Here is a 25704-nt window from a genome sequence, read left to right as displayed (position 1 = left end):
CCCGCAAAACACTGGAATGGCTTACACCCCAAGAGAAACTCAACATGCTACTGTCCTAAATAGAGCATGTTGCGACGACCGCATGAATCCGCCCCCCCTTTACTACCTTCAGGGTCTGGAGGAGGCCTTCACGGACAGACCGCCTCCAGACCGCGCCCCTCACTGTGGTCGTGAGTGGTAAGTCGCGTTCGAGCGGACGGTCTTTGCCTACCTACGATCCCAACGGGCGCCCAGATCGACGGTGAAGGAATCAGGTCCCAGATCCTTCACCGTCGCGAGGTCACCCCGGTCCCCGACCTTGATCAAAGCCGATGGGTCACCGGAGTTATCCCGCCAGCCACACCGGCCGATCAGTTCGCAGGTGACCGTGACGGTCACGGTACGGGTGAGCAAGCCGTCGCGTTCGAGCTCGGAGTAGCGCACGCCACGGTGTCGCCGCCCGAGCGCGGACAGGATCGGCGGCCTTAGGCGGGCCCCGACTTCCCCGTCGAGGTCAAGTAAGCCAGCGCCATCCCGGTCGTTTCGGTCGCCCACTCGGTCCAGCTCAGGCCGTCCGGCCAGTACCGGCCACTGGCGGCCCGGTGCACGCAGGAACCGATGGCGGTCCGGGCCACCACGCGGATGGCTTGGTCCCGGTCCGACCGTCGGATCTCCTCGAGCCAGGGCCGAGCAGCCTTCACGAAATCGTCCTGGATCGTGGCCAGCGCTCGGAGGCCACGATCGCGTCCCTCGGCGCGCTGGCTGTCGAGCAGCTCGGGGAAGATCCGGTCGTGACGGGCGAAGGTCCGCGCCAGAGCTTGAGTGAACGCGACGACGATCCCGTTCAGCCCGGGCTCCGCCGTGCGAAGCGCTTCGCTGACGCCGGCCTCCAGTTGCCCGAGCAGTTGGTCCTTCACGGCGTACAGCAGTTGGTTCTTGCCCGCGAACCGGCGATAGATCGCCCCCACGGACATTCCCGCCTGCTCGGCGACCGCCCCGACGGTGAACTCCTCGATGCCCTGACCTGCCAGTACGTGCTCGGCGGCGGCCAGCACCTTCTGGAGGGACTCCCGGCTGCGGGCCTGTTGCGGCGGGCGGAAGCCCTGATCGGCGGATGGCTGACTCACCGGCCGCACGTTACCGCACTTAGATGCGAATGATAACTTCCGTTCGCATTTTACGACAGCGAGGAGGCGGCACCGTGGTGAGCATCGAGGTACAGGGCGCCTACGTCGATTTCCCGATCTTCGACGCCAAGACCCGATCGCTCAAGAAACGGGTGCTCGGCAAGGTCGGCGGCAAGATCGGCACCGACGCGAAGGTCCCGATCATCGAGGCCCTGCGGGACATCTCCCTGTCCTTGAGCGAGGGCGATCGAGTCGGCCTGGTCGGCCACAACGGCGCCGGGAAGTCCACTCTCCTGCGGTTGCTGTCCGGCATCTACGAACCGACCAGGGGTAGCACGCGGGTCGTCGGCAGGATCGCGCCGGTGTTCGACCTCGGGGTGGGGCTGGACCCCGAGGTCTCCGGCCACGAGAACATCCTGATCCGGGGCCTGTTCCTCGGCATGTCCCGCAGGCAGATGGCGAAACGGGTCGACGACATCGCGGAGTTCACCGAACTCGGCGACTACCTGCACCTGCCCTTGCGCACCTACTCCGCCGGCATGCGGGTGCGGCTCGCGCTCGGCGTGGTGACCACCATCGACCCCGAGATCCTCATCCTCGACGAAGGGCTCGGCGCGATCGACGCCCTATTCCTCGCCAAGGCACGCGAACGGCTGGTCGACCTCGCCCGCCGCTCCGGCGTGCTGGTGTTCGCTTCACACTCCGACGAACTACTGCGGGAGCTGTGCACCACCGCGCTCTGGATGGACGAGGGCCGGATCCGCGCCCACGGCTCACTGGACGAGGTTCTCGCGTGGTACCACGGGCGGGAAACCTGAGCGCTCACACAGTCCGTCGTGCGTAGCCGTCCAATTCGGTCCGGGAGAACGAAAGCTCACCCGTGTCCACAGCCCCGCAATCCAGGCCACGCAAGAGGAAACTCGCCAGAGCCTGCGCGGTCGCCGGCTCGTCCAGCACACCGCGTCCGGTCTGGTCGGCGTAGTCCCGCAACCGGCCCAGCGCCGCCGGGAACCCCTCGCGGAAGAACGCGTACGTCGCGGCGAAGCGAGTCGGCAGCTGGTGCGGGTGGAGATCCCAGCCCTGGTAGAAGCCGCGCTCCAGTGATCGCCGGACCAACCGCAGATGTTCGCGCCAGGCCGGGAGGATCGCGTCGCCGACGGGCAGTTTGTTCGTCGAGCCGTCCGAGAGGCGGACGCCGGTCCCCGCGGCCGAAACCTGCATGAGCTGCTTGGCGAAATCGGCGGCCGGATGTTCCATGCTCTGGTACTCGGCGCTGATCCCGAGGCCGGCGCTGTAGTCGTACGTCCCGTAGTGCAGTCCCGAACACCGGCCGCGCGCGGCTTCGACGATCCGCGGCACAGCCACCGTCCCGTCGATGTCCACAATGGACTGCGCGGTCTCGATCTGGACTTCGAACCGCAGCGTGCCGTCGGGCAGGCCGTACGCGGATTCGAGGCGCTCCAGGACGTCCGCCGCCACTTCGACCTGCTCGACGGCGGTCACCTTCGGCAGCGTGACGACGAACCCGTCCGGCAGCGGCCCGCTTTCCAGCAGACCCGACAGGAAGAGGTCGAGGGTGCGGATGCCGCGGCGCCGGGTCGCCTGCTCGAAGCTCTTGAACCGGATGCCGACGAACGGCGTCCCGCCCGTGATGGCGAGGGTCCGCCCGGCGGCGAGCGCGGTGGCGTCTTCCTCTTCGTCGCCCGGCCTGCCGAGACCGTCCTCGAAGTCGATCCGCAGATCCTCGATCGGCTCGGTCAGGAGTTTGGTCCTGACCCGATCGGCGATGTCCGCGTCCAGACCCAGCTGATCGGCGTGTTCGCCGAAGACCCGCAGGGCCTGCTTGCCCCAGTCCGCCACGAGCCGCGTCTTGTACCGCGACGCGGGCACGTACACGGTGTGCACGGGCTGGCGGCCGGGCGGCTCGCCGGGATATTTGGCCGCGACGCGCGCGTCCGCCTCGGCGAGGCGCGCGTCGGCAGCGGTGTAGACGTCCTCGGTGAGCCGCCCGTTCCCCATCTGTCTACTTGATCCGTTCGTAGGCGGGCAGGGTCAGGAAATCCGGGAACTCGTCGGCGAGCGCGACCTGCTCGAACAGCTCGACGGCGGGCTCCAGCAGCTCCGGCTTGATCTCGGCGGCGAGTTCGCCGCGAACCTCGGCCAGCACGCCGCGCACCAGTTCGCCGGTCACCTTGTCGCCGGTGTCCAGCTGCGTGCCGTTGCGCACCCACTGCCACACCTGCGAACGCGAGATCTCCGCGGTGGCCGCGTCCTCCATCAGGTTGTGGATGGCCGCCGCGCCGTTCCCGCTCAGCCAGGAGGCGATGTAGCGGATGCCGACGTCGACGGCGGCACGCAGACCGGCCGCGGTGGCGCCACCCGGCGTCGAAGCCGCGTCGAGCAGCTGGTCTGCAGTGACGGACACATCGTCGCGGGTCCTGTCGAGCTGGTTCGGCTTGTCGCCGAGGACCTTGTCGAACTCCTCGCGGCAGATGTCCACCATGCCCGGGTGCGCGACCCAGGAACCGTCGAAGCCGTCGCCTGCCTCACGGCTCTTGTCCGCGCGGACCTTGTCGAGCGCCGCGGCGGTGACTTCCGGGTCCTTGCGGTTCGGGATGAACGCGGCCATGCCGCCGATCGCGAACGCGCCGCGTTTGTGGCAGGTGCGCACCAGCAGTTCGGTGTACGCGCGCATGAACGGCGCGGTCATGGTGACCGAGTTGCGGTCCGGCAGCACGAACTTCTCGCCCGCGTCACGGAAGTACTTGATGACGCTGAACAGGTAGTCCCAGCGGCCGGCGTTCAGGCCCGAAGCGTGCTCGCGCAGTTCGTAGAGGATCTCGTCCATCTCGAAAGCGGCCGGGATGGTCTCGATCAGCACGGTGGCGCGGACGGTGCCGTGCTCGATGCCGAGGGTCTTCTCCGAGTGGGTGAAGACGTCGTTCCAGAGCCGGGCTTCGAGGTGGCTCTCCATCTTCGGCAGGTAGAAGTACGGGCCCTTGCCGCGGTTGAGCAGTTCCTTCGCGTTGTGGAAGAAGTAGAGGCCGAAGTCGACCAGCGCGCCGACGGCCTGGCGCCCGCCGAAGGACAGGCCGCGCTCGTCGAGGTGCCAGCCGCGCGGGCGGACGACGATGGTCGCGTGCTCGACGTCGTCCTTCAGCGCGTAGCTCTTGCCGCCGCTTTCCAGCGTGATGCTCTCGCGGACGGCGTCGTACAGGTTGACCTGGCCGGAGACGACGTTCGCCCAGTGCGGCGTGTTGGCGTCCTCGAGGTCGGCGAGCCAGACCTTGGCGCCGGAGTTCAGCGCGTTGATGGTCATCTTGCGGTCGGTCGGGCCGGTGATCTCGACACGGCGGTCGCGCAGCGCGGGCGGGGCCTCGGCCACCTTCCAGTCGCCCTCGCGGACCTCCTTGGTCTCGGGCAGGAAGTCGAGCTTGCCGGTGGTCCTGGCCTCCTCACGGCGCTTGCTCCTGGCCTGCAGCAGCTCGTCGCGGCGGGCGGCGAAAGCCTCGTGCAGGCCGGCGAGGAAGGCGAGTGCCTCCGGCGTGAGGATTTCGTCCCCGCGCTCGACCGGATCGCCGAGCACCTGAGCTTCAGACATGAGTAACACCCCGAGTCAGATAAACAGTGACATCCCTAATACAAGACGTCCCTACGGTTTTACATGACGGACTATAGTTTCTGCATAGCGGAACATCAACGCCGACGTTAGGAGTACCACGGTGGCAGCGGAGAAGAACGGGCGCGACGGCGGCGTCCAGTCCCTTCAGCGGGCCTTCGAGCTCCTCGAGCATCTCGCGGACACCGGCGGGGAGGCCAGTCTTTCAGAGCTGGCGACCCTGTCCGGGCTGCCGATGCCGACCATCCACCGGCTGATCAGGACGCTGGTGGACCTGGGTTACGTCAGGCAGAACACCAACCGCCGGTACGCGCTGGGCGCCAGGCTCATCCGGCTGGGCGAGAACGCCAGCATGCAGTTCGGCTCGTGGGCGCGGCCGCTGCTCGCGGAGCTGGTCGACGAGGTCGGCGAGACAGCGAACCTCGCCGTTCTCGAGCGGGACGAGGTCGTCTACGTCGCCCAGGTGCCCTCGAAGCACTCGATGCGGATGTTCACCGAGGTCGGACGGCGGCTCCTGCCCCACGGCACCGGCGTGGGCAAGGCGATGCTCGCGCACCTGGCGCCCGACGCCGTCACGGCGCTGCTCGCCCGGACAGGGATGCCTTCGTACACCGAGCACACCTTCACCGACCAGGACGCGCTTCTGACCGAGCTGGCGAAGATCGCCGAGCAGGGTTACGCGCTCGACGAGGCCGAGCAGGAACTGGGCGTCCGCTGCGTGGCCGTCGCGGTCCCCGGCGCGCCGGTGCCGGCGGCCGTCTCGGTGTCCGGGCCTTCGGGACGGCTCACGATGGAGGCCGTCGAACGGATCGCGCCCGTCGTCCAGCGGATCGCGACCTCGCTCGGTTCGACCCTTTCGCGTGACGGGGTCACCGTTTGAGCCTGGCCGCCAAGCCGTCGAGCATCCTGTCCAGGCCGTAGCGGAACTTTTCGTCGCGAAGCCGCTCCGGGTCGGCCTCGACGTCGTCCTGGACGAGCCGCTCCCGCTGGTGCGGATGTTCCTGTGCCGCCGCCTCGACGGCGGGGCGCAGTTGATCCGCCCACTCGCGCTCGCTTCGTCCGCTCTTCGCGACCGTCGTGAGCCAAGCCGCTTCGGTCGTCCCCATGCCGATGACGTAGGAAATGACCGCGCTGATCGCCTGGTCGCCCTCGTCACCGGGGAATCCCGCGGTCACGAAGACGGCCAGCAGCCGCTCGTTGAGCCGCATGACGTTCGGCCCGAGGTACGACAGGCCGACCGAGCCGAGCAGTGAAGCGATCCAAGGGTGCCGCAGGATCATCGCGCGGACGCTCTGCGCCCCGACGACGGCCGCTTCACGCCATCGCGCCGGATCGTCGCTGTCCGGCACGGTGATCTCGCCGTAGACCTCGTCGACGACCAGCTCGATCAGCTCGTCACGGTTGGCCACGTGCCGGTAGAGCGAGGTCGCGCCCGCGTTCAGCGCGGTGCCCAGCCTGCGCATGCTCAGCGCGTCGACACCTTCGACGTCCAGGATCCGGACGGCTTCGGCGACGATCTGCGCCTGGCTCAACGCGGGCTGATCCCGCTTGCGAGGGGGGCGGGTCCACACCGACTGGATCGACTGCTGCTCGGTTGCCATGCTCCCACCTTAGCGCACGACGTACCCCCTTGCGAACGTCGTTGAGTTCTGCGTACAGTGTGCGCAACAGCAGAACAATGTACGCAACTACCTCTGGGGGCAACCCGATGAACGAGACGCGTGACCCGCGCCGCTGGTGGATCCTGATCGTGCTGTGCCTGAGCACGCTCGTACTGGTCGTGGACAACATGGTGCTGACGGTCGCCGTGCCGCCGCTGGCCGAAGACCTCGGCGCGAGCGCGCAGGACACGCAGTGGATCCTCGACTCCTACATCCTGGTGTTCGCCGGCCTGCTGCTCACGTCGGGAAGCCTCGGGGACCGGTTCGGCCGCCGGAAGGTGATGATCATCGGCCTCCTCCTGTTCGGGGTGGCCTCACTCGTCGCCGCGTTCGCCGGGAACCCCTTGGAGCTGATCCTGTCCCGCGCGGTGATGGGCGTCGGCGGCGCGCTGATCATGCCGAGCACCCTGTCGATCCTGATCACCGTCTTCGACGACACCGAACGCCGCAAGGCGATGGCGGCGTGGAGCGCGGTCGCGATGCTCGGCCTGATCGGCGGCCCGGTGCTGGGCGGCGTGCTGATCGCGTGGTTCTGGTGGGGCGCGGTGTTCCTGATCAACGTGCCGATCGTCGTCATCGCCGTACTCGCCGCGCTCACGCTGATGCCGGAGTCCAAGGGCCCGTGGCAGAAGCCCGACCCGCTCGGCGCGATCCTGTCCGCGACCGGGATGGTCGCGCTGGTCTGGACGATCATCGAACTGCCCAAGCACGGCATCACCGAGGCCGGCACCTTCGTCCCGCTGGCGATCGCGGTGGTGAGCCTGGCCGGCTTCGTGTTCTGGGAGCGGCACACGCCTTCGCCGATGGTCCCGCTCAAGCTGTTCCGCAAGCGCAACTTCAGCGGCGGCAGCCTGTCGCTCACGCTGGTGCAGATCGGCAACGGCGGCCTGCTGCTGCTCCTGACCCAGTACCTGCAGTACGTCCTCGGCTACACCCCGACCCAGGCGGGGCTCGCGTTCATCCCGATGGCCGTCGCGTCGCTGCTCTGCAACACCCTCGGTGCCACGCTGGGCCAGAAGGCGGGCAACCGCGTGCTGGCCGCGGCCGGGATGACCGTGATGGCCGCCGGATTCGGCCTGCTCGCGACGCTGTCAGCGAACGAAGGCTTCCTGCTGCCCGCCGTGGCGCTGTTCCTGCTCGGGGCCGGTGGCGGGCTGGCGATGCCGTCGGCGATCGCGGCACTGATGAGCGAGGTCCCGGAAGAGCAGGCCGGTGTCGGCTCCGCGCTCAACGACACCATCCAGCAGCTGGGTGCCGCGCTCGGCATCGCGATCCTCGGCAGCATCGTGTCGAGCCTGTTCACCTCGCAGATGCCGGAATCCGCCCCGGCGCAGGCACGGCTCTCGATCGGCGACGCGTTCGCCACCGGTGACGGCGGCCTCATCACCGCGGCCCGCGAGTCGTTCACCTCGGCGATGTCGACGACGTTCCTGGTGAGCGCCGTTGGCGTGCTGGCCGCCGCGGTGGTCGCCTTCCTGGTGATGCGGGACAAGAAGGCGGACCATGCTCTCGTCAGCTGCTGAGCAGGGCTTCCACGAAGGCGCCGGGCTCGAAAGGCGCCAGGTCGTCCGGCCCCTCACCGAGGCCGACCAGCTTCACCGGCACCCCGAGTTCACGCTGCACCTGGAAGACGATGCCGCCCTTCGCGGTCCCGTCCAGTTTGGTCAGGACGATGCCGGTGACGTCGACGACCTCCGAGAACACGCGGGCCTGCATCAGCCCGTTCTGCCCGGTAGTGGCGTCGAGCACCAGCAGCACCTCGTCGACCTTCGCCTGCTTCTCGACGACTCGCTTGACCTTGCCGAGCTCGTCCATCAGGCCGGTCTTGGTGTGCAGACGGCCGGCGGTGTCGACCAGGACCGCGTCCACGCCCGCCTCGGTGCCGCGTTTGACGGCGTCGAAAGCGACCGCCGCCGGGTCCGCGCCTTCCTTGCCGCGCACGACTTCCGCGCCCACTCGCTCGGCCCAGGTCTGCAGCTGTTCCGCCGCGGCGGCGCGGAAGGTGTCTGCCGCGCCGAGCACGACGGTGCTCCCCTGCGCGACGAGCACCCGCGCGAGTTTGCCGGTGGTGGTCGTCTTGCCGGTGCCGTTGACGCCGGCGATCAGGACGACGGCGGGCTGCTTCACGCCGTCGACGGTGTGCGGCAGCGCGCGGACGGCCCGGACCGCGTCGGTCGACAGGGCGGCGGTCAGCACCTCCTGCAGTACCGCGCGCGCCTCCTCGGACGTCCGCACGGCGCGGCGCTTCAGTTCCTCACGAAGGCGTTCGACGATCTCGGTGGTCGTCGCGGCGCCGAGGTCCGCCATGAGCAGCGTGTCTTCGACGTCCTGCCAGGAGTCCTCGTCCAGGTCGCCGGCGCCCAGGAGGCCGAGCAGGCTCTGCCCGAACACCGAACGGGACTTGCCCAGCCTGCCGCGCAGCCGCTCCAGGCGCCCGGCCGCCGGGGCGATCTCCTCGGCGGGAACGGGAACGGGGGTGGGCTCGGGAGCCGCTCCCTCGGCCGGTTCAGGAAGTTCGACGTCGCGTACCGTGCGCTGCGCGGAATCCCTCGGCACCGCCGCGTCGTCCCCGACGGCGGGCTGGCCTTCGGTCTCCGGGCGGTCTTCGACCGGATGCTCCGGCTCCTCGGCCTCTTCGGTCTTCTCACCGCCGGGAGCGAGCGAGATCCCGCCAGTCGCGGTATAACTGCCGCCCTTCGGCTTCTCGCGCTCGACGGCGGCGGCAGCCTTGGACTCGTCCAGGCTGATCCGGCGGCGGCGCGCGATGAGCAGCCCGGTCACCAGAACGGCGACCAGGACCACGACGGCAACGACAACGATCCAGAACCAGGGGGTGCTCGACACGGCGCCATCCTCGCATCCGCGCACGACCCGACGTAGACGCCCCACGGGAAGGAAGCCGATCTTGTCAGGCATCCACTGGATAGGACTCATTTCGGACAAGAAGAAACGGTCTCGCTTGCGCGGTCTCCGGAACGAGGGCTAGACCACTCCAAATGACGGTTTTCTCCGGCACTGGGGTCCGGATGATCGGACTCATCTCCGGCACTTCGATCGACGGGATCGACGTGGCGGCCGCCGAACTGCGCGCCGACGGGGACACGGTGGTGCTGTCCCCGCTCGGCAAGCTCGAAGTCCCGTATCCCGAAACACTCCGCGAAGCCTTGCTCGACGCCTTGCCACCGAATCCCTGCAGCGCCGAACAGCTCACGAAACTCGACACCTTGGTGGGACAGGCCTTCGGCGAGGCGGCCGCGCGCGGCGTCGAGGAACTGGCCGGTGGTGACGCGGACGTCGTCGCCTCGCTGGGCCAGACGGTGTTCCACTGGGTCGAGGACGGCACCGCGCGCGGCACGCTGCAACTCGGGAATCCGGCCTGGATCGCCGAGCGCACCGGACTGCCCGTGGTGGCCGACCTGCGCGTGCGCGACGTCGCCGCAGGCGGGCACGGCGCGCCGCTCGCCAGCACGCTGGACGCGTTGTGGCTACGGGACATGGCCGCCTCCGGCCCGGTCGCGGCGCTGAACATCGGCGGTATCGCGAACATCACCGTCGTCCCCGCGACCGGAGACGGCAGTGCTGTCCTCGCCTACGACACGGGACCCGGCAACGCCCTGATGGACATCGCCGCGCATCGGGCCACTGGACAACGTGCCGACATCGACGGCGCGCTCGCCCTGCGCGGCTCCGTCCGGCCCGACCTGCTGGCGAAACTCCTGCTCGACCCGTATTACGCCGCCGCGCCGCCGAAGTCGACCGGCAAGGAACTGTTCCACGGCGCGTACCTCGACGCGGCACTCGACGGGCTCCCGCCGATCGGCGCGGAGGATCTCCTGGCGACCCTGACCGAACTGACCGCGGTGACGATCGCCGCGGAATGCCGTCGCCACGACATCGTCACGCTGATCGTCTCCGGCGGCGGCGCCGACAATCCGGCGCTGATGGCCGCGCTCGCCAGGAACCTGCCCGGCGTGGCCTTGAAGACCAGCGACGACCACGGATTGCCCCGCGCGGGCAAAGAGGCATACCTGACCATTCTGCTCGGCTGGCTGACCTGGTCCGGCGTCCCGGGGAACCTCCCGTCGGCGACCGGGGCACGAGGCGACCGGCTGCTCGGCAGCATCACCCCGGGCGCGGGTCCCCTGCGGCTGCCCGCCCCGCATTCCTCAACCGTGACCCGGCTACGGGTAGCGGCGACGACCGGCGAGCGATAGGAGATACGGATGCGCGCACTTGACCTCGCGATCATCGGGCTTTTTCTGGTCGGCATGCCCCTGTTGGGCGTCTGGATCGGCGGCAAACAGAAATCCGGCTCCGACTACTTCGTCGGTGAAGGCAAGATCTCCTGGTGGGTGGCCTGCCTTTCGGTGGTCTCCGCGGAGACGTCCACCCTCACCGTGCTTTCCGTGCCGACGGTGGCCTACATCGCCACCCCCGGCGACGGCGGGATGACGTACCTGGCCTTGGCGATCGGCTACATCGCCGGCCGGATCGTGGTGTCGATGGTGCTGTTGCCGCGCTATGTGGCGGGCAACCTGGTCACCGCGTACGCCTTCCTGGGCAAACGGTTCGGCAGCGGGCTGCAGGGCACCGCGTCGGTGACCTTCCTGCTCACCCGGACACTGGCCGACGGCATCCGGCTGTTCGCCACCGCGATCCCGATCAAGGTCGTGATGGCGGCCTACGGCCTGAACGTCTCGTACTGGACCATCGTGGTCGGGCTCGGCATCGCGATGGTGCTCTACAGCTTCTTCGGCGGGGTCCGCGCGGTCGTCTGGGTCGACGCGATCCAGATGCTCTGGTACGTCCTCGGCGCGGTCGTGGTGATCTGGGTGATCGCCGGCAGGCTGCCGGACGGCTGGTTCGGCAAGGCCGTCGACGCCGACAAGTTCCAGATCCTCGACTTCTCCTCGAACATGCTCACCGGGCAGTTCGCGTTCTTCACCGCGGTGGTCGGTGGCGCGGTGCTTTCGATGGCGTCGCACGGCTCGGACCAGCTGATCGTGCAGCGCCTGCAGTCCACCAACGATCTGCGCGCCGCGCGGAAGGCCTTGGTGGCCAGCGGTTTCGTGGTGTTCATCCAGTTCGCGCTGTTCCTGTTCATCGGCGTGCTGCTGTGGGCGCTGTACAACGGTTTGGCCCCGACCAAGCCGAAGCCGGAAGGCCTCGGGCTGGCCAACAAGGACGAGCTGTTCGCCAACTTCATCGTGAACGACCTGCCGAGCGGGCTTTCCGGCTTCGTGATCGCCGGGATCCTCGCCGCCGCACTGAGTTCGTCGCTCGGCGCGCTGGCGTCGTCCACGGTGACCGACGTCTACGAACGGGTGATCGGCCGGGAGCTGCCGGAAGCCGATCGACTGAAGCACGGCCGGATCTGGACGATCGTCTGGGCGGGCGCGCTGATCTTGTGCGCGGGTTTCTTCGCCTCCTCCAACAAGACCTCGGCCGACCCGATCGTGGTGCAGGCGCTCGGCATCACCGGCTACACCTACGGCGCACTCCTCGGCGCGTTCCTCCTGGGGTTGCTGATCAAGCGGGCCAGGCAGACGGACGCGATCGTGGCGTTCGTGGCGACGGTGATCGTGATGGCGTTCATCATCCTCGGGGTCAAGTTCAACAAACCGGACGGCAGCCTGATCGGTATCGACTTCGGCAAGGCGTCGGGGAACACCGTGGCGCTGGCCTGGCCGTGGTACACGCTGTGCGGCGTGGTGATCACGCTCGTGGTGGGCGGGTTGCTCTCGCTGCGGCACAGCACCCCGGATCCGCTCACCGAAGAGGTGAGCAAAGAACCGGAATCCGTTTGATCACAACGATTTCTGGCAAATGTGACCCGTGTCACAGTTATGAACGAGCCTCTGGTCATCCCCGTGTCGGTTGCGGGACCCGCCGGCACACGGCGGGATGAGGAGAGGCGAAATCATGAAGCGAACGACCGTGGCCATCGCCGTCGGCGCCTTGCTGATCGGCGGTGGCACGACCGCGTACGCCGCGACGAGCGGCGGCGTGCCGGAGGCGATCAAAGTCCCGGAGGGGAACAAGCGCATCGCCACCTATCAGGGCGAAGGCGTACAGATCTACGGCTGCACCAACGGGGCGTGGACGCTGATCCAGCCGGCCGCGACGCTCAGCCACCGCGGGCGGACCATCGCCCTGCACAGCAAGGGTCCGGTGTGGACGTCCACTGTGGACGGCAGCACGGTCGGGGCGGCGGCCGTTCCCGGCGCGTCCAACCCGCGGCCGAACGCGGTGCCGGAGCTGCTGCTGAAGGCGAATCTGAACAGCGGTGACGGGATCTTCGGCAAGGTCACCTACGTCCAGCGGCTCGACACGCACGGCGGGCTCGCACCGGCGGGCACCTGCGCGGCAGGCGCGCAGACGGCCGTCCGGTACTCCGCCGACTACGCGTTCTGGGTCGCGAAGTAACCCTTACGCGGGAACCGGGTCCTCTTCGGAGGTCCGGAGCCGTTGCGAGATCACCTTGGTGATGCCGTCGCCCTGCATCGAAACGCCGTACAGGGCGTCGGCGATCTCCATGGTCGGCTTCTGGTGGGTGATGATGATCAGCTGCGAAGAGTCCCGCAGCTGCTCCAGCAGCCCGATCAGCCGTCGCATGTTGGTGTCGTCGAGCGCGGCCTCGACCTCGTCCATGACGTAGAAGGGCGAAGGCCGGGCGCGGAAGATGGCCACCAGCATGCCGACGGCGACGAGCGACTTCTCGCCACCGGAGAGCAGTGAGAGCCGCTTGACCTTCTTGCCCGGCGGGCGCGCTTCGACGTCGACACCGGTGGAGAGCAGGTCGTTGGGCTGCGTGAGCACCATGCGCCCCTCGCCACCCGGGAACAGCACGCCGAACACGGTCTCGAACTCGCGCGCGACGTCCTCGTACGCGGACTCGAACACCTCGAGGATCTTTTCGTCGACCTGCTTGATGACGGCTTCGAGGTCCTTGCGGGTGTCCTTGAGGTCTTCCAGCTGGGTCGAGAGGAACTTGTACCGCTCCTCCAGCGCCGCGAACTCCTCCAGCGCCAGCGGGTTGACCTTGCCCAGCAGGCTCAGGTCCTTCTCCGCGCGCTTCGCCCGGCGAGCCTGGGTGTCGCGGTCGAACGGCATGGGCGGCGGCTGGGTGACGTCCTCGCCGCGTTCCTTGGCCGCCTCGTACTCGGCCATCTCGCCCGCGCTCGGCGGCACGAGGTTGTCCGGGCCGTATTCGGAGACGAGGTCTTCGAGCCCGATGCCGAAGTCCTCGGCGATCTTGGTTTCGAGCTGCTCCAGCCGAAGCCGCTGCTCGGCGCGCAGCACCTCGTCGCGGTGGACGGCGTCGGTGAGCTTCTCCAGTTCACCGGTCAGCTCGCGGACCTTGCCGCGGACCTGGGTCAGCGCGCTCTCCCGCGACTGCCGCTGCGCCTGCGCCTCGTCCCGCTCGTGGGCGGCGCGCTGCACGGAGACCTCGATGCGCTCCAGCGCGATCTCGCCGCCGTTGACCACCGCGTTGGCGATCTCGGCGCCGCGTTTCCGTGCCGCCCTGGACTTTTCGGCGCGTTCACGGGCCTGCTGCTCGGCGTGCGCGGCACGGCGAAGCGATTCGGCCCGGCCCTGAATACTCCGCGCCCGCTCCTCGGCGGTGCGCAGCGCGAGCCGGGACTCCATCTCCTCCTGGCGGACCGTGCCGAGGTCTTCGGCGGCCTGGTCGCGCTCGGCGGTGTCCGGATCCTCGTCGATCTCCTGGTCGGCGACGGCGGCGAGCCGCTCTTCGAGTTCCGCCAGCTGCTGAAGCGCCTGTTCGCGGCTCTGCTCGACCTTGGTGCGCTGACTGCTCAGCCGGTCCATCTCGGCCTGCGCGCCGCGCGCGGCCTGCTGCAACCGGTTCAGCCGCTCGGACGAACGCGCCTTGCGGACCTTCGCGTCCCCGAGCGCGTCCTTGGCCCTGCCGACCTCTTCGCGCCGGGCCTGCTGTCCGGTGCGGGCGCCTTCGAGCTCCGCTGCGGTGCGTTCGAGGGTGCGCTCGGCGGCGTTCAGCCGATCGCCCGCCTCGTCGACCGCGGCCTGTACCTCGATGACGCTCTCACTGCGGGCGGAACCGCCGACGGCCCAGCGGGCGCCGAAGACATCGCCCTCGGGCGTGACCGTGCTGACCTCGGGATACACCTCGACGAGACGGCGCGCGGACTCCAGACCGTCCACAATGGCCACCCGGTCGAGCGCGTGCTCGACAGCGGATCGCAGCGCGGGCGGCGCCGAAACCACTTCGCGTGCCCAGCGCGCGCCCTGGGGCAGCGACGGCCAGGCACTGGTGTCCACAATGGACTCCAGTCCGCCGAGCAAAATGCCCGCGCGACCGGAGTCGTTGTCCTTCAAGAACTTCAGTGCGGCGAGCGCGTCGGCCCCGCCGTTGACCGCGACCGCGTCGGCGACCGGGCCGAGCGCCGCGGCCAGCGCGACCTCGTGGCCCGCCTCGACGGTGAGCAGCGCGGCCACCGAGCCGAGCAGACCCGGCAGCTCGTGCTGCGCGCCGAGCAGCGCGCCGGCGCCGTCCTTGCGGCGCAAGCCCATCGACAGCGCCTCGACGCGGGCCTTCTCCGACGCGATCTCACGTTCGGTGGCTCGCTCGGCCTTGACCAGTTCCTCGACCCGCGCCTTGGCGGCGTTGTTGGCCTCCACCGCGCGGTCGTGGTGAGCCTGCAGGTCGAAGTCGTCGGACTCCTCGACGCCGCCTTCGGCCTTGGCCTCTTCGAGTTCCTCGACGGCGATCTCGGCACGCTCGGCGGCCTCTTCGAGCGAGACTGTGAGCCTGTCGATCTCGTCGGAGGTGGCGCCGTTCTTGCTGCGCAGCGCCTCGACCTGCCCGGCGAGCTTCGCCAGCCCCTCCCGCCGGTCGGCGATGGCGCGGACGGCGGCCATATGCGCGCGCTCGGCGGCCTGGACGAGATGTTCGAGCTGCTCACGCTTCTGGACGGTCTCCGAAAGCACCATGCGCGCCTCGGCGACGGCCTCGTTGAGCTCCTGCTCCTGCTCGGCGACGTGCTCGGCCTCGGCGAGCAGCTCTTCGGGGTCGCGGCCGGTGCTCGCCTGCTGCACGTCGGACGAGAGGTGCCGCTGACGCTCCAGCGCGAGCCGCACGGTGCCGCGCAACCGCTCCGTCAGCGCGGAAAGCTTGTACCAAGTCTCCTGGGCCGCGGCCAGGCGCGGCGCGTCTTCGGCGAGCGAGCCTTCAAGCTCGGCCTCCTCGGCGGCGACGATCTCCAGCGCCTGCTCGACTTCGCCGCGACGCAGGCGGGCGACGCGCTCGTCGGCCTCTTCCTTGGCGAGACCCTCGCGCTGGGAGACCAGGTCGTGGGCGAACAGCCGCAGCCGGGCGTCGCGCAGTTCGGACTGGACCCACTGCGCCTTGCGGGCGATCTCGGCCTGCTTGCCCAGCGGTTTGAGCTGACGGCGGAGCTCGGTGGTGAGGTCGCCGAGGCGGTCGAGGTTGCCCTGCATGTTCGCGAGCTTGCGCAGGGTCTGTTCCTTGCGCTTGCGGTGCTTGAGGACGCCGGCGGCCTCTTCGATGAAGGCGCGGCGCTCCTCGGGCTTGGATTCGAGGATCGCCGAAAGCTGCCCCTGCCCGACGATGACGTGCATCTCGCGGCCGATACCGGAGTCCGACAGCAGTTCCTGCACGTCCATCAGACGGCAGCGGTCGCCGTTGATCTCGTATTCGCTCGCGCCGTCGCGGAACATGCGGCGGGTGATCGAGACCTCGGAGTACTCGATGGGCAGCGCGCCGTCGGCGTTGTCGATGGTGAGGGTGACCTCGGCGCGCCCGAGCGGGGCGCGGCCGGTGGTCCCGGCGAAGATGACGTCCTCCATCTTGCCGCCGCGCAGGTCCTTCGCGCCCTGGGTGCCCATGACCCAGCGGAGCGCGTCGAGGACGTTCGACTTGCCGGAGCCGTTCGGCCCGACCACACAGGTGATGCCCGGCTCGAAACGCAACGTCGTCGCCGAGGCGAAGGACTTGAAGCCCTTGAGCGTCAGGCTCTTCAGGTGCACGTCGTGCTGACCCCTCTGGCTGCGGGAACCGATCGTTCAATCGGCCCAGGCTACCTCTGTGCTCAGCGTGACAGTGGGAGGCGGTGCGTCAGCGCTCCACGAAGCCGCGGATCCCGCCTTTCGCAGGCGACCAGCGCTCGACGACCTGATCCACACTACCGGGTGATTCTCCTGATCGGAGAGCCGTCAAAAGCCGCTCACAGTGGTCACGGACACCCTCCGCTACCACCTCGACACGTCCGTCGGCCAGGTTGCCCGCGCTGCCGACCAACCCCAGCTCAAGCGCCCGGCTGCGGGTCCACCAGCGGAAACCGACCCCCTGGACCCGGCCGTGCACCCACGCGGTCAGCCTGATTCGCGTTACTTCTTCACTCACGTCCCCTATCGTGCACCATGCGGATGAACGCGGAGGGTGAACACAACGTTCGCAGCGGTTCGCAGACAGTGAGGCCACGGTGATAATCTCCGCGCCGGGTCCCCACTTTGGGCTACCTCGCCCGGGTAGCCGGAAGCGTCTCGGTGTCTCTCACCAGTCGCTTCACTCCCCGAAGTCCCCCATCCGAGGAGCCAGCCCATGCCCCGTCCCGACGGGTCTGATCCGAGCGCACGCGTGTCCGTGGCACCCCCGCGCGGCGCCACCGGCAAGCTCAACCGCGCCGGCTACGCCGTACTCGGCGTCAGCGGCCTCGTGGTGGCGACGGCCTTCGCCGCGATCGCCGAACTGGCAGGCCCCGGCATCTCCGCCACCGCGGGCGGCACCGGCGTCCCCGGCGGGCAGAACACCTCGCCCGCCGGCGTCCAGCTTGTCCCGGGCAACGCCGTCCCCGGCGGCCCGATGACCGTCAGCGGCTCACCGATCCCCGGCGCGTCCTCCAGCTCGACCGCGCCGCCGACCACGGTCACGTCGGTCGGCGCGGACGGCAAGGAGACGACGAGCGTCGTCGCCCCGCCGCCGGTGGTGCCCCCGCCGGGTGGCGGCGAGCCGCCGCACACGGTGGTGCCCCCGACGCCGACCACTCCGAAGCCCACGCCCACACCGACGAAGACGCCGACGCCCACTCCGACGACTACGCCCACGACGCCGACGTCGGATCCCCCGTCGAGCCCGCCGGGTGGCGGCTCCAGCTCCAGCGGCGCCCCGGACTCTTCGCCGGGCGGGTCCAGCACCTCCGGCACCGACACGTCCACGAGCAGCGCCCAGTAAGACTTCGCAAGTACGTGAAGGCCCCCTTCATTGCGCCTAGCGCAATGAAGGGGGCCTTCACGTACTTCAGGCGACCAGGGTGCCGGGCCGTAGTGGGTCGGGGTGGTACCGAAGCCCCACCGGTTCACACTTCGAAGCGGTACCCCATCCCCGGTTCCGTCAGCAGGTGCCGCGGCCGTGAGGGTTCCGGTTCCAGCTTCCGCCGCAGCTGCGCCAGGTACACCCGCAGGTAGTGCGACTCGGTCTCGTAGGTCGGCCCCCACACCTCGTGCAGCAGCTGTTTCTGCGCCACGAGCCGTCCCCGGTTGCGCACCAGCAGTTCCAGCACACCCCATTCGGTCTTGGTGAGGTGCACTTCCTTTCCGTCCCGGCGCACCTTCTTCGCCGCGAGGTCGATGCGGAAGGATCCTGTGTCCACCACCGCGTCCACACCGTCCACAGTGGACGTCGCCGAGCGTCGGACGGCGGCACGGAGCCGCGCGAGCAGTTCGTCCATGCCGAAGGGTTTGGTGACGTAGTCGTCGGCGCCGGCGTCGAGGGCCTGCACCTTGTCGGCCGAGTCGCCGCGCGCGGACAGCACGATGATCGGCACCGTCGTCCAGCCGCGCAGGCCGGCGATCACTTCGGTGCCGTCGAGGTCGGGCAGGCCGAGGTCGAGCACGACGACGTCGGGTTTGGTCTCGGCGACGGCCTTCAGCGCGGCCGTCCCGTCGTGCGCGGTGATCACCTTGTAGCCGCGGGCGGACAGGTTGATCCGCAGGGCTCGCACGATCTGCGGTTCGTCGTCGACGACCAGCACGGTCGCCGACGCGGTGTCTGCGCTCATCGCACTCGCTCCTCCTCTTCGTTTTCCAGGCCCTCGTCGTCGAAAGCGAGGAGGCTCTTTTCCGGATCCTGACCAACATATGCGGGCAGCGAGATGACGACGGTGAGCCCGCCGCCGGGCGTGTCCTCCGCCCGGATCCGCCCGCCCATCGCCTCGGTGAACCCCTTGGCGACCGAAAGCCCCAGTCCGACGCCGGGCACGCTGTCCCGGTCTCCCCCGAGCCGCTGGAAAGGCGCGAAGGCCGAGTCCGCGGTGCCCTTCTTCAGCCCGCGTCCGTGGTCGATGATGCGCAGTTCGACGTGCTCCGAATGCGTGCTGGCCCGCGCCGAGATCGGCTGGGCGGACGCCCCGTGCCGCAGCGCGTTGTCGACCACGTTCGCCACGACCCGTTCCAGCAGGCCGGGGTCGGCGCACACGGACGGCAGCCGCGAGTCGATCGCGACCACGACCGAGTCCGAGTTGTCCACATTGGACAGCGCGTGCGCGACGACCTCGTCGTAGCCGACCGGGCGCAGGAGCGGGCGGACGGCGCCGGTCGCCAGCCGCGACGAGTCGAGCAGGTTGTCGATCAGCCCGGCGAGCCGGTCGGCCGATTCCTCGATCGCTTCGAGCAGCTCGTCGGTGTCCTCTTCGGACAGTGAGATGTCGGTCGCGCGCAGGCTCCCGATGGACGCCTTGATGGACGTCAGCGGCGTCCGGAGGTCGTGTCCCACGGCCGACAGCAAGGCCGTCCGGAGTTCGGTCGCCTCGGCCTTGCGTTCGGCGCGGACGGCCGCCTTCGCCGTCCGCTGCTGCCGCAGGGCCAGCAGGGCCTGCCCGGCGACGGCTTCCAGCACGCCCCGGTCCGACGCGGGCAGCGCGCGGCCGCGCAGCGTCAGGTGGACGTCGGCGGTGACGGCGATGTCGGCGTCGGCCTGGTCCGGGTCGGCGCAGGGATCCGAGCCGGCGTTCGCCACCCGCTTCCACTTGCCGTTCCGCTTTTCCAGCAGGGTCACCGAAGTCATCCCGAAGTTCTCGCGGACCTTCTCCAGCAGCCGCTCGATCGGGTTGGTGTGCGAGAGCACGGTCCGCGCGTAGGAGGCGAGCAGCGCCGCCTCGGTCCGCGCCCGCGCGGCCTGTGTCGCGCGCCGGGCGGCCGTGTCGACGACCGCCGCGACAAGGATCGCCACCAGCACCATCGCGACCAGCGTGATCACGTTGCGGGGCTCGTGGACGGTGAGGTTGTACAGCGGCGGGGTGAAGAAGAAGTTCAGCAGCCCGGCCGAGACCACTGCCGCGAGCAGCGCGGGGCCGAGCCCGCCGACGAGCGCGACCAGCACTGTCGCGAGGACGTAGTCGATCACGTCGGTGGAGAAGTCGAGCTGGTCTCTCAGCAGGACTCCGAGCAACGTCGCCAAAGCGGGCAGCACCAGCGAGAGCGCCCAGCCGGTCAGACGGCGTGATGGCGTCAAAGGGCTCCGGTTGAACCGGGCGCGCAGCCGTCCGCCCGCCTGGGCGTGCGTGACCATGTGGACGTCGATCGGGCCGGACCGCTGGACCACGGCCGCGCCGATGCCCTCGTCGAACAGCCTCGCCACCCGTGACCGCCGCGAGGTCCCGACGACCAGCTGGGTCGCGTTGACCCCTTGTGCGAAGTCGAGCAGCGCCGTCGGCACGTCGTCGCCGACGACGGTGTGGAAGGTCGCGCCGACCTCTTCGGCCAGCTTCCGGTACTTGCCGACCGCCGTCGGCCCCATCCCGGCGAGCCCGTCGCCGCGCAGGATGTGCAGGACCTGCAGTTCAGCGCCCGCGCGGTTCGCGATGCGGCTCGCGCGGCGGATCAGCGTCTCGCTCTCCGGGCCGCCGGTGATGGACACGACCACCCGTTCGCGTGCTTCCCACGTGTCGGTGATCTTCTGCTCGGCCCGGTACCGCTGCAGGGCGACGTCGACCTGGTCGGCGACCCACAGCAGCGCGAGCTCCCGCAGCGCGGTGAGGTTGCCGGGGCGGAAGTAGTTGCCCAGCGCCGCGTCGATCCGCTCGGCCGGGTAGACGTTGCCGTGCGCCAGGCGCCGCCGCAGCGCCTCGGGCGTGATGTCCACCAGCTCCAGCTGCTCGGCCCGCCGCACGACCTCGTCGGGCACCGTCTCCTGCTGGGTGACGCCGGTGATCCGCTCGACGACGTCGTTGAGGCTCTGCAGATGCTGCACGTTGACCGTGGAGAGGACGTCGATGCCGGCGGCGAGCAGTTCGTCGATGTCCTGCCAGCGCTTTTCGTTGCGCGATCCCGGCACGTTGGTGTGCGCGAGTTCGTCGACCACGGCGACCTCGGGCGCGCGGGCGAGCAGCGCGTCGAGGTCCATCTCGTCGAACTCGTGGTCGCGGTGCTCGGACCGGCGGCGCGGCACGGTCTCCAGCCCTTCGACGAGGTCCGCGGTCTTCTTCCGCCCGTGCGTCTCGACCAGGCCGATGACCACGTCGGTACCCCGGTCGAGGCGGCGGCGCGCCTCGCCGAGCATCGCGTAGGTCTTGCCGACGCCCGGGGCCGCGCCGAGGTAGATCCTCAGCTCACCCCGGCGCGGCTTGGTCGTGTTCTCGTCCACGTCTGTCAGTGTGCTCCTCCGGCCGCGTCGCGCACGGCCAAGTTGACCTTCAGCACAGTGACCCCCGGCGCACCGATCCCGGCGCCGCCCGTGTTCTCCGCCACGAGCTGCCGGACCTTCTCCTCGGAGAGGCCGGTGTTCCGCGCCACACGGGCGACCTGCAGGTCCGCGTACGCGACGCTGATCGCCGGATCCATCCCCGATCCCGACGTCGTCACCGCGTCGGCGGGCACCTGAGACTCGTGGACACCTTCGCGGGCGGCGATGAGCTTCTTGCGCTCGCCGATCGCGGCGACCAGGTCCTCGTTGTACGGGCCCTTGTTCGACGCGCCGGACGAAGACGGGTCGCCGGGGCCGAGCGCGTCCTTCGAGCCCGCGGACGGGCGGTTGTGGAACCACGGGTCCTTGGCCGGGTCTGCCGCCACCGGGTCGACGCCGATCAGGGACGAGCCGACGGCCTGTCCGTCCTGGCTGATGATCGAGCCTTCGGCGTTGCCTTGGAGACCGGGGATCCGGGAGACGGCCCAGACACCCAACGGGTAGACCACACCCAGCAGGACCGTGAAGACGAGCAGGACGCGCAGCCCGGCGAGGGTCTGCTTCAACAGTGCGTTCATGGTGTTACCCGATTCCAGGGATGAGACGGACGAGCAGGTCGATCAGCCAGATCCCGAGGAACGGGCTGACGATGCCACCGAGGCCGTAGACCAGCAGGTTCCGGCGCAGCAACGCCGACGCCGACGAAGGCTTGTACCGGACGCCGCGCAGGGCGAGCGGGATCAGGCCGACGATGATCAGCGCGTTGAAGATGACCGCCGAGAGGATCGCCGACTTCGGCGTCGCCAGCTGCATGACGTTGAGCGCGCCGAGCTGGGCGAAGATGCCGGTGAACATGGCGGGCAGGATGGCGAAGTACTTCGCGAGGTCGTTGGCGACGCTGAAGGTGGTCAGCGCGCCGCGGGTGATCAGCAGCTGCTTGCCGATCTCCACGATCTCGATCAGCTTCGTCGGGTCGGAGTCGAGGTCCACCATGTTCCCCGCCTCCTTGGCGGCGGAGGTCCCGGTGTTCATCGCGACGCCGACGTCGGACTGCGCCAGCGCGGGGGCGTCGTTGGTGCCGTCACCGGTCATCGCGACCAGCCGCCCACCCTCCTGCTCCTTCTTGATCAGCGCCATCTTGTCTTCGGGCTTGGCCTCGGCGAGGTAGTCGTCGACACCCGCGTCCTGCGCGATGGCCTTGGCCGTCAGCGGGTTGTCCCCGGTGATCATGACGGTCTTGATGCCCATCGCGCGGAGCTGGACGAACCGCTCCTTCATCCCCGGTTTGACCACATCGGACAGCCGGATCACGCCACGCACGAACGCTTTCGAGCCGTCGTACTCCGCGACCACCAGCGGGGTCCCGCCCTGCTGGCTGATCTCGTCGACGACGCGTTCGGTCTCGTCCGGCATGTCGCCGCCGCGTTCGCGGACCCACGCCCGCACCGACGCGGTGGCCCCCTTGCGGACCTGGCGTTCCCCGATGTCGATGCCGCTCATCCGGGTCTGCGCGGTGAACTCGACGAAGTCCGCGAGCTTCTCCTCGTCGGACGCCGTCTCCGGGAGCCCGTGCTCCCTCGCGACGAGTTCGACGATGCTGCGGCCCTCCGGCGTGCCGTCGGCGAGACTGGACAGCCTCGCCGCTTTGGCGATGTCGTCCGAAGTGGACGTTCCGACCGGGACCAGCTCGGTGGCCTTGCGGTTGCCGAAGGTGATCGTGCCGGTCTTGTCCAGCAGCAGCGTCGAGACGTCGCCTGCGGCTTCCACCGCGCGGCCGCTCGTCGCGAGCACGTTGCGCTGCACCAGCCTGTCCATCCCGGCGATGCCGATCGCGGACAGCAGTGCGCCGATCGTGGTCGGGATCAGGCAGACCAGCAACGCGGTCAGGACGATCACGGACTGCTGGCTGCCGGAGTAGCCCGCCATCGGCTGCAGTGCCACGACGGCGAGCAGGAAGATGATCGTGAGCGTCGAGAGCAGGATCGTCAGCGCGATCTCGTTCGGCGTCTTCTGCCGGGACGCGCCTTCCACCAAAGCGATCATGCGGTCCACAAAGGACTCGCCGGGTTTGGTGGTGATCTTCACGACGACGCGGTCCGAGAGCACCGTGGTGCCGCCCGTGACCGCGCACCGGTCACCGCCCGATTCGCGGATGACCGGGGCCGATTCGCCGGTGATGGCCGATTCGTCGACGGTCGCGATGCCCTCGACGACGTCGCCGTCACCCGGGATGACCTGACCGGCCTCGACGACCACGAGGTCGCCGACGCGCAGGTCGGCACCCGGCACGTTCTCCTCGTCGCCGTCCTCGGTGAGGCGGCGCGCGATGGTCTCCTTCTTGCTGCGCCGCAGGGTTTCCGCCTGCGCCTTGCCCCGGCCCTCCGCGACGGCCTCGGCGAGGTTCGCGAACAGGACGGTGAACCACAGCCAGATCGTGATGAGGATGGTGAACACGCTCGGGTCGGTGACGGCGAAGACCGTCGTCAGCGCCGAGCCGATCCACACCACGAACATGACCGGGTTGGCCAGCTGATGCTTGGGGTTCAGCTTGCGCAGCGCCTCCGGAAGGGAGGTCAGCAGCTGGCGGGGACTGAAGATCCCGACACCTACCCGGCCGGTGTTCTCGCTGTGGTGCTGGGAAGTCTCCTCGGGAGTGCGTTCCTGTGTCATGGTCATGCGAGTGCCTCTGCGATGGGCCCGAGCGCGAGCGCCGGGATGAAGGTAAGGGCCGCGACGAGCACGATCGTGCCCGCGAGCATCGTGCCGAAGAGCGGTCCGGTGGTGGGCAGCGTGCCGGCGGTCTCCGGGACCTTCCTTTGCGAGGCAAGGGATCCGGCCAGGCACAGCACGGCGAGGATCGGGATGAACCGGCCGAGCAGCATGGCCACCGACAGCGAGGACTGGAACCAGTCGTTCGTCACGGTGAGCCCGCCGAACGCGCTGCCGTTGTTGTTGCCCGCCGACGCGTAGGCGTAGAGGACCTCGGAGAGGCCGTGCGCGCCCGAGTTGGTCATGGCGGCCGGAGTGTCGGCCAGCGTCAGCGCGATGCCGGAGCCGAGCAGGACCACGGTCGGCATCGCCAGCATGGCGACGGCCGCGCAGGTGACCTCGCGTTTGCCGAGCTTCTTGCCCAGGTACTCCGGCGTCCGGCCGACCATCAGCCCGGCGAGGAACATCGCGATCACGGCCATCACGAGGATGCCGTAGAGACCGGTGCCCACCCCGCCCGGCGAGATCTCGCCCAGCAGCATGTTGAGCAGGACCCCGCCGCCGCCGAGCCCGCTGTAGCTGTCGTGCGCGCCGTTGACCGCGCCGGTCGACGTGCCGGTGGTCGCGGTGGCGAACAGCGAACTCAGGCCGATGCCGAACCGCTGTTCCTTGCCCTCCAGGTTCGCCCCGGCGGCCAGCGACGCGGGGCCGCTCGCGTGGGCTTCGGAAAGCCAGGTCACCGCGAGCATCGCGGTGAACAGCGTGGCCATCACCGAGAGCAGGACGTAACCCTGTTTGGTGTTCCCGACGAGCTTGCCGAACGTCCGGGTCAACGAGACCGGGATGACCAGGATCAGGAAGATCTCGATCAGGTTGGTCCAGGCGTTGGGGTTCTCGAACGGGTGGGCGGAGTTGGCGTTGAAGATGCCGCCGCCGTTGGTGCCGAGTTCCTTGACGGCTTCCTGACTCGCGGCGGGCGCGAGCGCGATCTTGCTGGTGCTGCCGTCGGGGTTGAGGACGTCGACACCGCTCTTGAGGCTCTGGACGACGCCGAGCGCGATCAGCACGATCGCCGCCACGAACGCGATCGGCAGCATGATCCGGATCGTGCCGCGGGTGAGGTCCACCCAGAAGTTGCCGAGGCGGTCGGTCTTCGCGCGCACGAAGCCACGGACGACCGCGACGGCGACCGAAAGACCCACGGCGGCCGACAGGAAGTTCTGCACCGTCAGTCCGGCCATCTGCACGAAGTGACCCATGGTCGCTTCGGGGCTGTAGGACTGCCAGTTCGTGTTGGTCACGAAGCTGACGGCGGTGTTGAAGGCGACCGCCGGGGAGACCGGTTCCTTGCCGAGGCTCCACGGCAGGATCGCCTGGAGCCGCTGAAGCAGGTATAGGAAGACGACGGAGACGAACGAGAAGCCGATCACGGCGGACGCGTAGGTCTTCCAGTGCTGTTCCGATCCGGGGTTGACCCGGAACAGGCGGTACAGGCCACGTTCGGCCTTGGTGTGCTTCTCGGTCGAGAAGACGCGCGCCATGTAGTCGCCCAGTGGCCGGTAGACCACGGCGAGCGCGACGAGGAGGAGGCCGGCCTGCAAGAGGCCGGCCATCGTGTCTGACATCAGAATTTCTCCGGCCTGACCAGTGCGATGAACAAATAGACGATCAGCCCCAGCGCCAGCAGTCCGCCGACGACGTTGGCCACGGTTCCCGTGCCGGTCACAGCTTTTCCAGACCGCGAAGGGTCAGGGCGAGAACCACGAATACGCCGATCAGGAGCACGGCGTAGAGCAAGTCGGCCACTAGGCACCTCTCAGGACAGGTCACCCCATCGGTGACCAGGACCCCGCAACACTGCGCCTGGTCAGGCCGTTTCCGGCGAACGCCTGACGGCCTCTTGATGCCCCGAACGGGTGCCTTTACGAC

20 protein-coding genes are annotated in these 25704 nt (G+C 69.1%); 6 read left to right on the top strand and 14 right to left on the bottom strand.

Annotated features, from left to right (window positions below):
• Positions 1-464 precede the first annotated feature (464 nt).
• A complete protein-coding gene (locus ACZ6YV_RS36295; protein ID WP_465513913.1) occupies positions 465-1106 on the bottom strand; it encodes a TetR/AcrR family transcriptional regulator in 642 nt (213 codons plus the stop codon).
• A gap of 74 nt (positions 1107-1180) precedes the next feature.
• Between ACZ6YV_RS36295 and wzt the strand changes: the two genes are divergently transcribed.
• Positions 1181-1924 (top strand): galactan export ABC transporter ATP-binding subunit Wzt/RfbE, encoded by a 744-nt coding sequence (wzt, locus tag ACZ6YV_RS36290; protein ID WP_465513912.1) that lies wholly within the window; start codon positions 1181-1183, stop codon positions 1922-1924.
• A 4-nt stretch (positions 1925-1928) separates the two neighbouring features.
• Here the strand turns inward: wzt and ACZ6YV_RS36285 are convergent, their stop codons facing one another.
• On the bottom strand, positions 1929-3125 hold the full coding sequence (locus ACZ6YV_RS36285; RefSeq protein ID WP_465513911.1) for a DUF6986 family protein: 1197 nt from the start codon (positions 3123-3125) through the stop codon (positions 1929-1931).
• A gap of 4 nt (positions 3126-3129) precedes the next feature.
• Positions 3130-4707: a malate synthase A gene (gene aceB / locus ACZ6YV_RS36280; RefSeq protein ID WP_465513910.1), complete on the bottom strand. Its 1578-nt coding sequence runs from the start codon at positions 4705-4707 to the stop codon at positions 3130-3132.
• Between the two features lie 121 nt (positions 4708-4828).
• Here aceB and ACZ6YV_RS36275 point away from each other — a divergent pair, with 121 nt between their 5' ends.
• Positions 4829-5605 (top strand): IclR family transcriptional regulator, encoded by a 777-nt coding sequence (locus ACZ6YV_RS36275; RefSeq protein ID WP_378236473.1) that lies wholly within the window; start codon positions 4829-4831, stop codon positions 5603-5605.
• Here the strand turns inward: ACZ6YV_RS36275 and ACZ6YV_RS36270 are convergent.
• Entirely contained in the window at positions 5595-6326 is a 732-nt protein-coding gene (locus tag ACZ6YV_RS36270) for a TetR/AcrR family transcriptional regulator C-terminal domain-containing protein (protein WP_465513909.1), read from the bottom strand. The two genes, ACZ6YV_RS36275 and ACZ6YV_RS36270, sit on opposite strands and share 11 nt — an antisense overlap.
• Before the next feature lie 107 nt (positions 6327-6433).
• Here ACZ6YV_RS36270 and ACZ6YV_RS36265 point away from each other — a divergent pair, with 107 nt between their 5' ends.
• Positions 6434-7909: an MFS transporter gene (locus tag ACZ6YV_RS36265; protein WP_465513908.1), complete on the top strand. Its 1476-nt coding sequence runs from the start codon at positions 6434-6436 to the stop codon at positions 7907-7909.
• Here ACZ6YV_RS36265 and ftsY read toward each other — a convergent pair.
• The gene (ftsY, locus tag ACZ6YV_RS36260; RefSeq protein ID WP_465513907.1) at positions 7899-9230 is read right to left on the bottom strand and encodes a signal recognition particle-docking protein FtsY; all 1332 of its coding nucleotides are present in this window, start codon (positions 9228-9230) and stop codon (positions 7899-7901) included. The genes ACZ6YV_RS36265 and ftsY overlap by 11 nt on opposite strands.
• A 152-nt stretch (positions 9231-9382) precedes the next feature.
• On the opposite strand from ftsY, the gene ACZ6YV_RS36255 reads away from it, so the two are divergent.
• The 3 genes from ACZ6YV_RS36255 to ACZ6YV_RS36245 all read left to right on the top strand — a co-directional run bounded on the left by ACZ6YV_RS36255 (position 9383) and on the right by ACZ6YV_RS36245 (position 12812).
• Entirely contained in the window at positions 9383-10600 is a 1218-nt protein-coding gene (locus ACZ6YV_RS36255) for an anhydro-N-acetylmuramic acid kinase (RefSeq protein ID WP_465513906.1), read from the top strand.
• A gap of 9 nt (positions 10601-10609) precedes the next feature.
• Entirely contained in the window at positions 10610-12193 is a 1584-nt protein-coding gene (locus ACZ6YV_RS36250; RefSeq protein WP_465513905.1) for a sodium:solute symporter, read from the top strand.
• A 115-nt stretch (positions 12194-12308) separates the two neighbouring features.
• Complete coding sequence (locus ACZ6YV_RS36245) at positions 12309-12812, top strand: DUF3455 domain-containing protein (RefSeq protein ID WP_465513904.1); 504 nt, start codon at positions 12309-12311, stop codon at positions 12810-12812.
• A 3-nt stretch (positions 12813-12815) separates the two neighbouring features.
• On the opposite strand, the gene smc is transcribed toward ACZ6YV_RS36245, so the two are convergent.
• From smc to kdpF, 9 genes are all read right to left on the bottom strand, one after another.
• Positions 12816-16415, bottom strand: a complete 3600-nt coding sequence (gene smc, locus ACZ6YV_RS36240) for a chromosome segregation protein SMC (RefSeq protein ID WP_465513903.1) — start codon at positions 16413-16415, stop codon at positions 12816-12818.
• Positions 16416-16503: 88 nt separating this feature from the next.
• Complete coding sequence (locus ACZ6YV_RS36235; RefSeq protein WP_465513902.1) at positions 16504-16791, bottom strand: acylphosphatase; 288 nt, start codon at positions 16789-16791, stop codon at positions 16504-16506.
• A 284-nt stretch (positions 16792-17075) separates the two neighbouring features.
• Positions 17076-17591 (bottom strand): hypothetical protein, encoded by a 516-nt coding sequence (locus tag ACZ6YV_RS36230; RefSeq protein WP_465513901.1) that lies wholly within the window; start codon positions 17589-17591, stop codon positions 17076-17078.
• Positions 17592-17743: 152 nt separating this feature from the next.
• The gene (locus ACZ6YV_RS36225) at positions 17744-18445 is read right to left on the bottom strand and encodes a response regulator (RefSeq protein ID WP_465513900.1); all 702 of its coding nucleotides are present in this window, start codon (positions 18443-18445) and stop codon (positions 17744-17746) included.
• The gene (locus ACZ6YV_RS36220; protein ID WP_465513899.1) at positions 18442-21027 is read right to left on the bottom strand and encodes a DUF4118 domain-containing protein; all 2586 of its coding nucleotides are present in this window, start codon (positions 21025-21027) and stop codon (positions 18442-18444) included. Before ACZ6YV_RS36220 ends, ACZ6YV_RS36225 begins: the two co-directional genes overlap by 4 nt.
• 5 nt (positions 21028-21032) lie before the next feature.
• The gene (locus tag ACZ6YV_RS36215; protein ID WP_465513898.1) at positions 21033-21644 is read right to left on the bottom strand and encodes a potassium-transporting ATPase subunit C; all 612 of its coding nucleotides are present in this window, start codon (positions 21642-21644) and stop codon (positions 21033-21035) included.
• Between the two features lie 4 nt (positions 21645-21648).
• Complete coding sequence (kdpB, locus tag ACZ6YV_RS36210) at positions 21649-23742, bottom strand: potassium-transporting ATPase subunit KdpB (protein ID WP_465513897.1); 2094 nt, start codon at positions 23740-23742, stop codon at positions 21649-21651.
• The gene (gene kdpA, locus ACZ6YV_RS36205) at positions 23739-25400 is read right to left on the bottom strand and encodes a potassium-transporting ATPase subunit KdpA (RefSeq protein WP_465513896.1); all 1662 of its coding nucleotides are present in this window, start codon (positions 25398-25400) and stop codon (positions 23739-23741) included. Before kdpA ends, kdpB begins: the two co-directional genes overlap by 4 nt.
• On the bottom strand, positions 25400-25501 hold the full coding sequence (gene kdpF, locus ACZ6YV_RS36200; protein WP_020630647.1) for a K(+)-transporting ATPase subunit F: 102 nt from the start codon (positions 25499-25501) through the stop codon (positions 25400-25402). The genes kdpA and kdpF overlap by 1 nt, the downstream gene beginning before the upstream one ends.
• Positions 25502-25704: the final 203 nt, after the last annotated feature.

The organism is Amycolatopsis sp. NPDC102522, from assembly GCF_055584485.1.
This window is presented reverse-complemented; position numbering and strand designations above follow the sequence as displayed.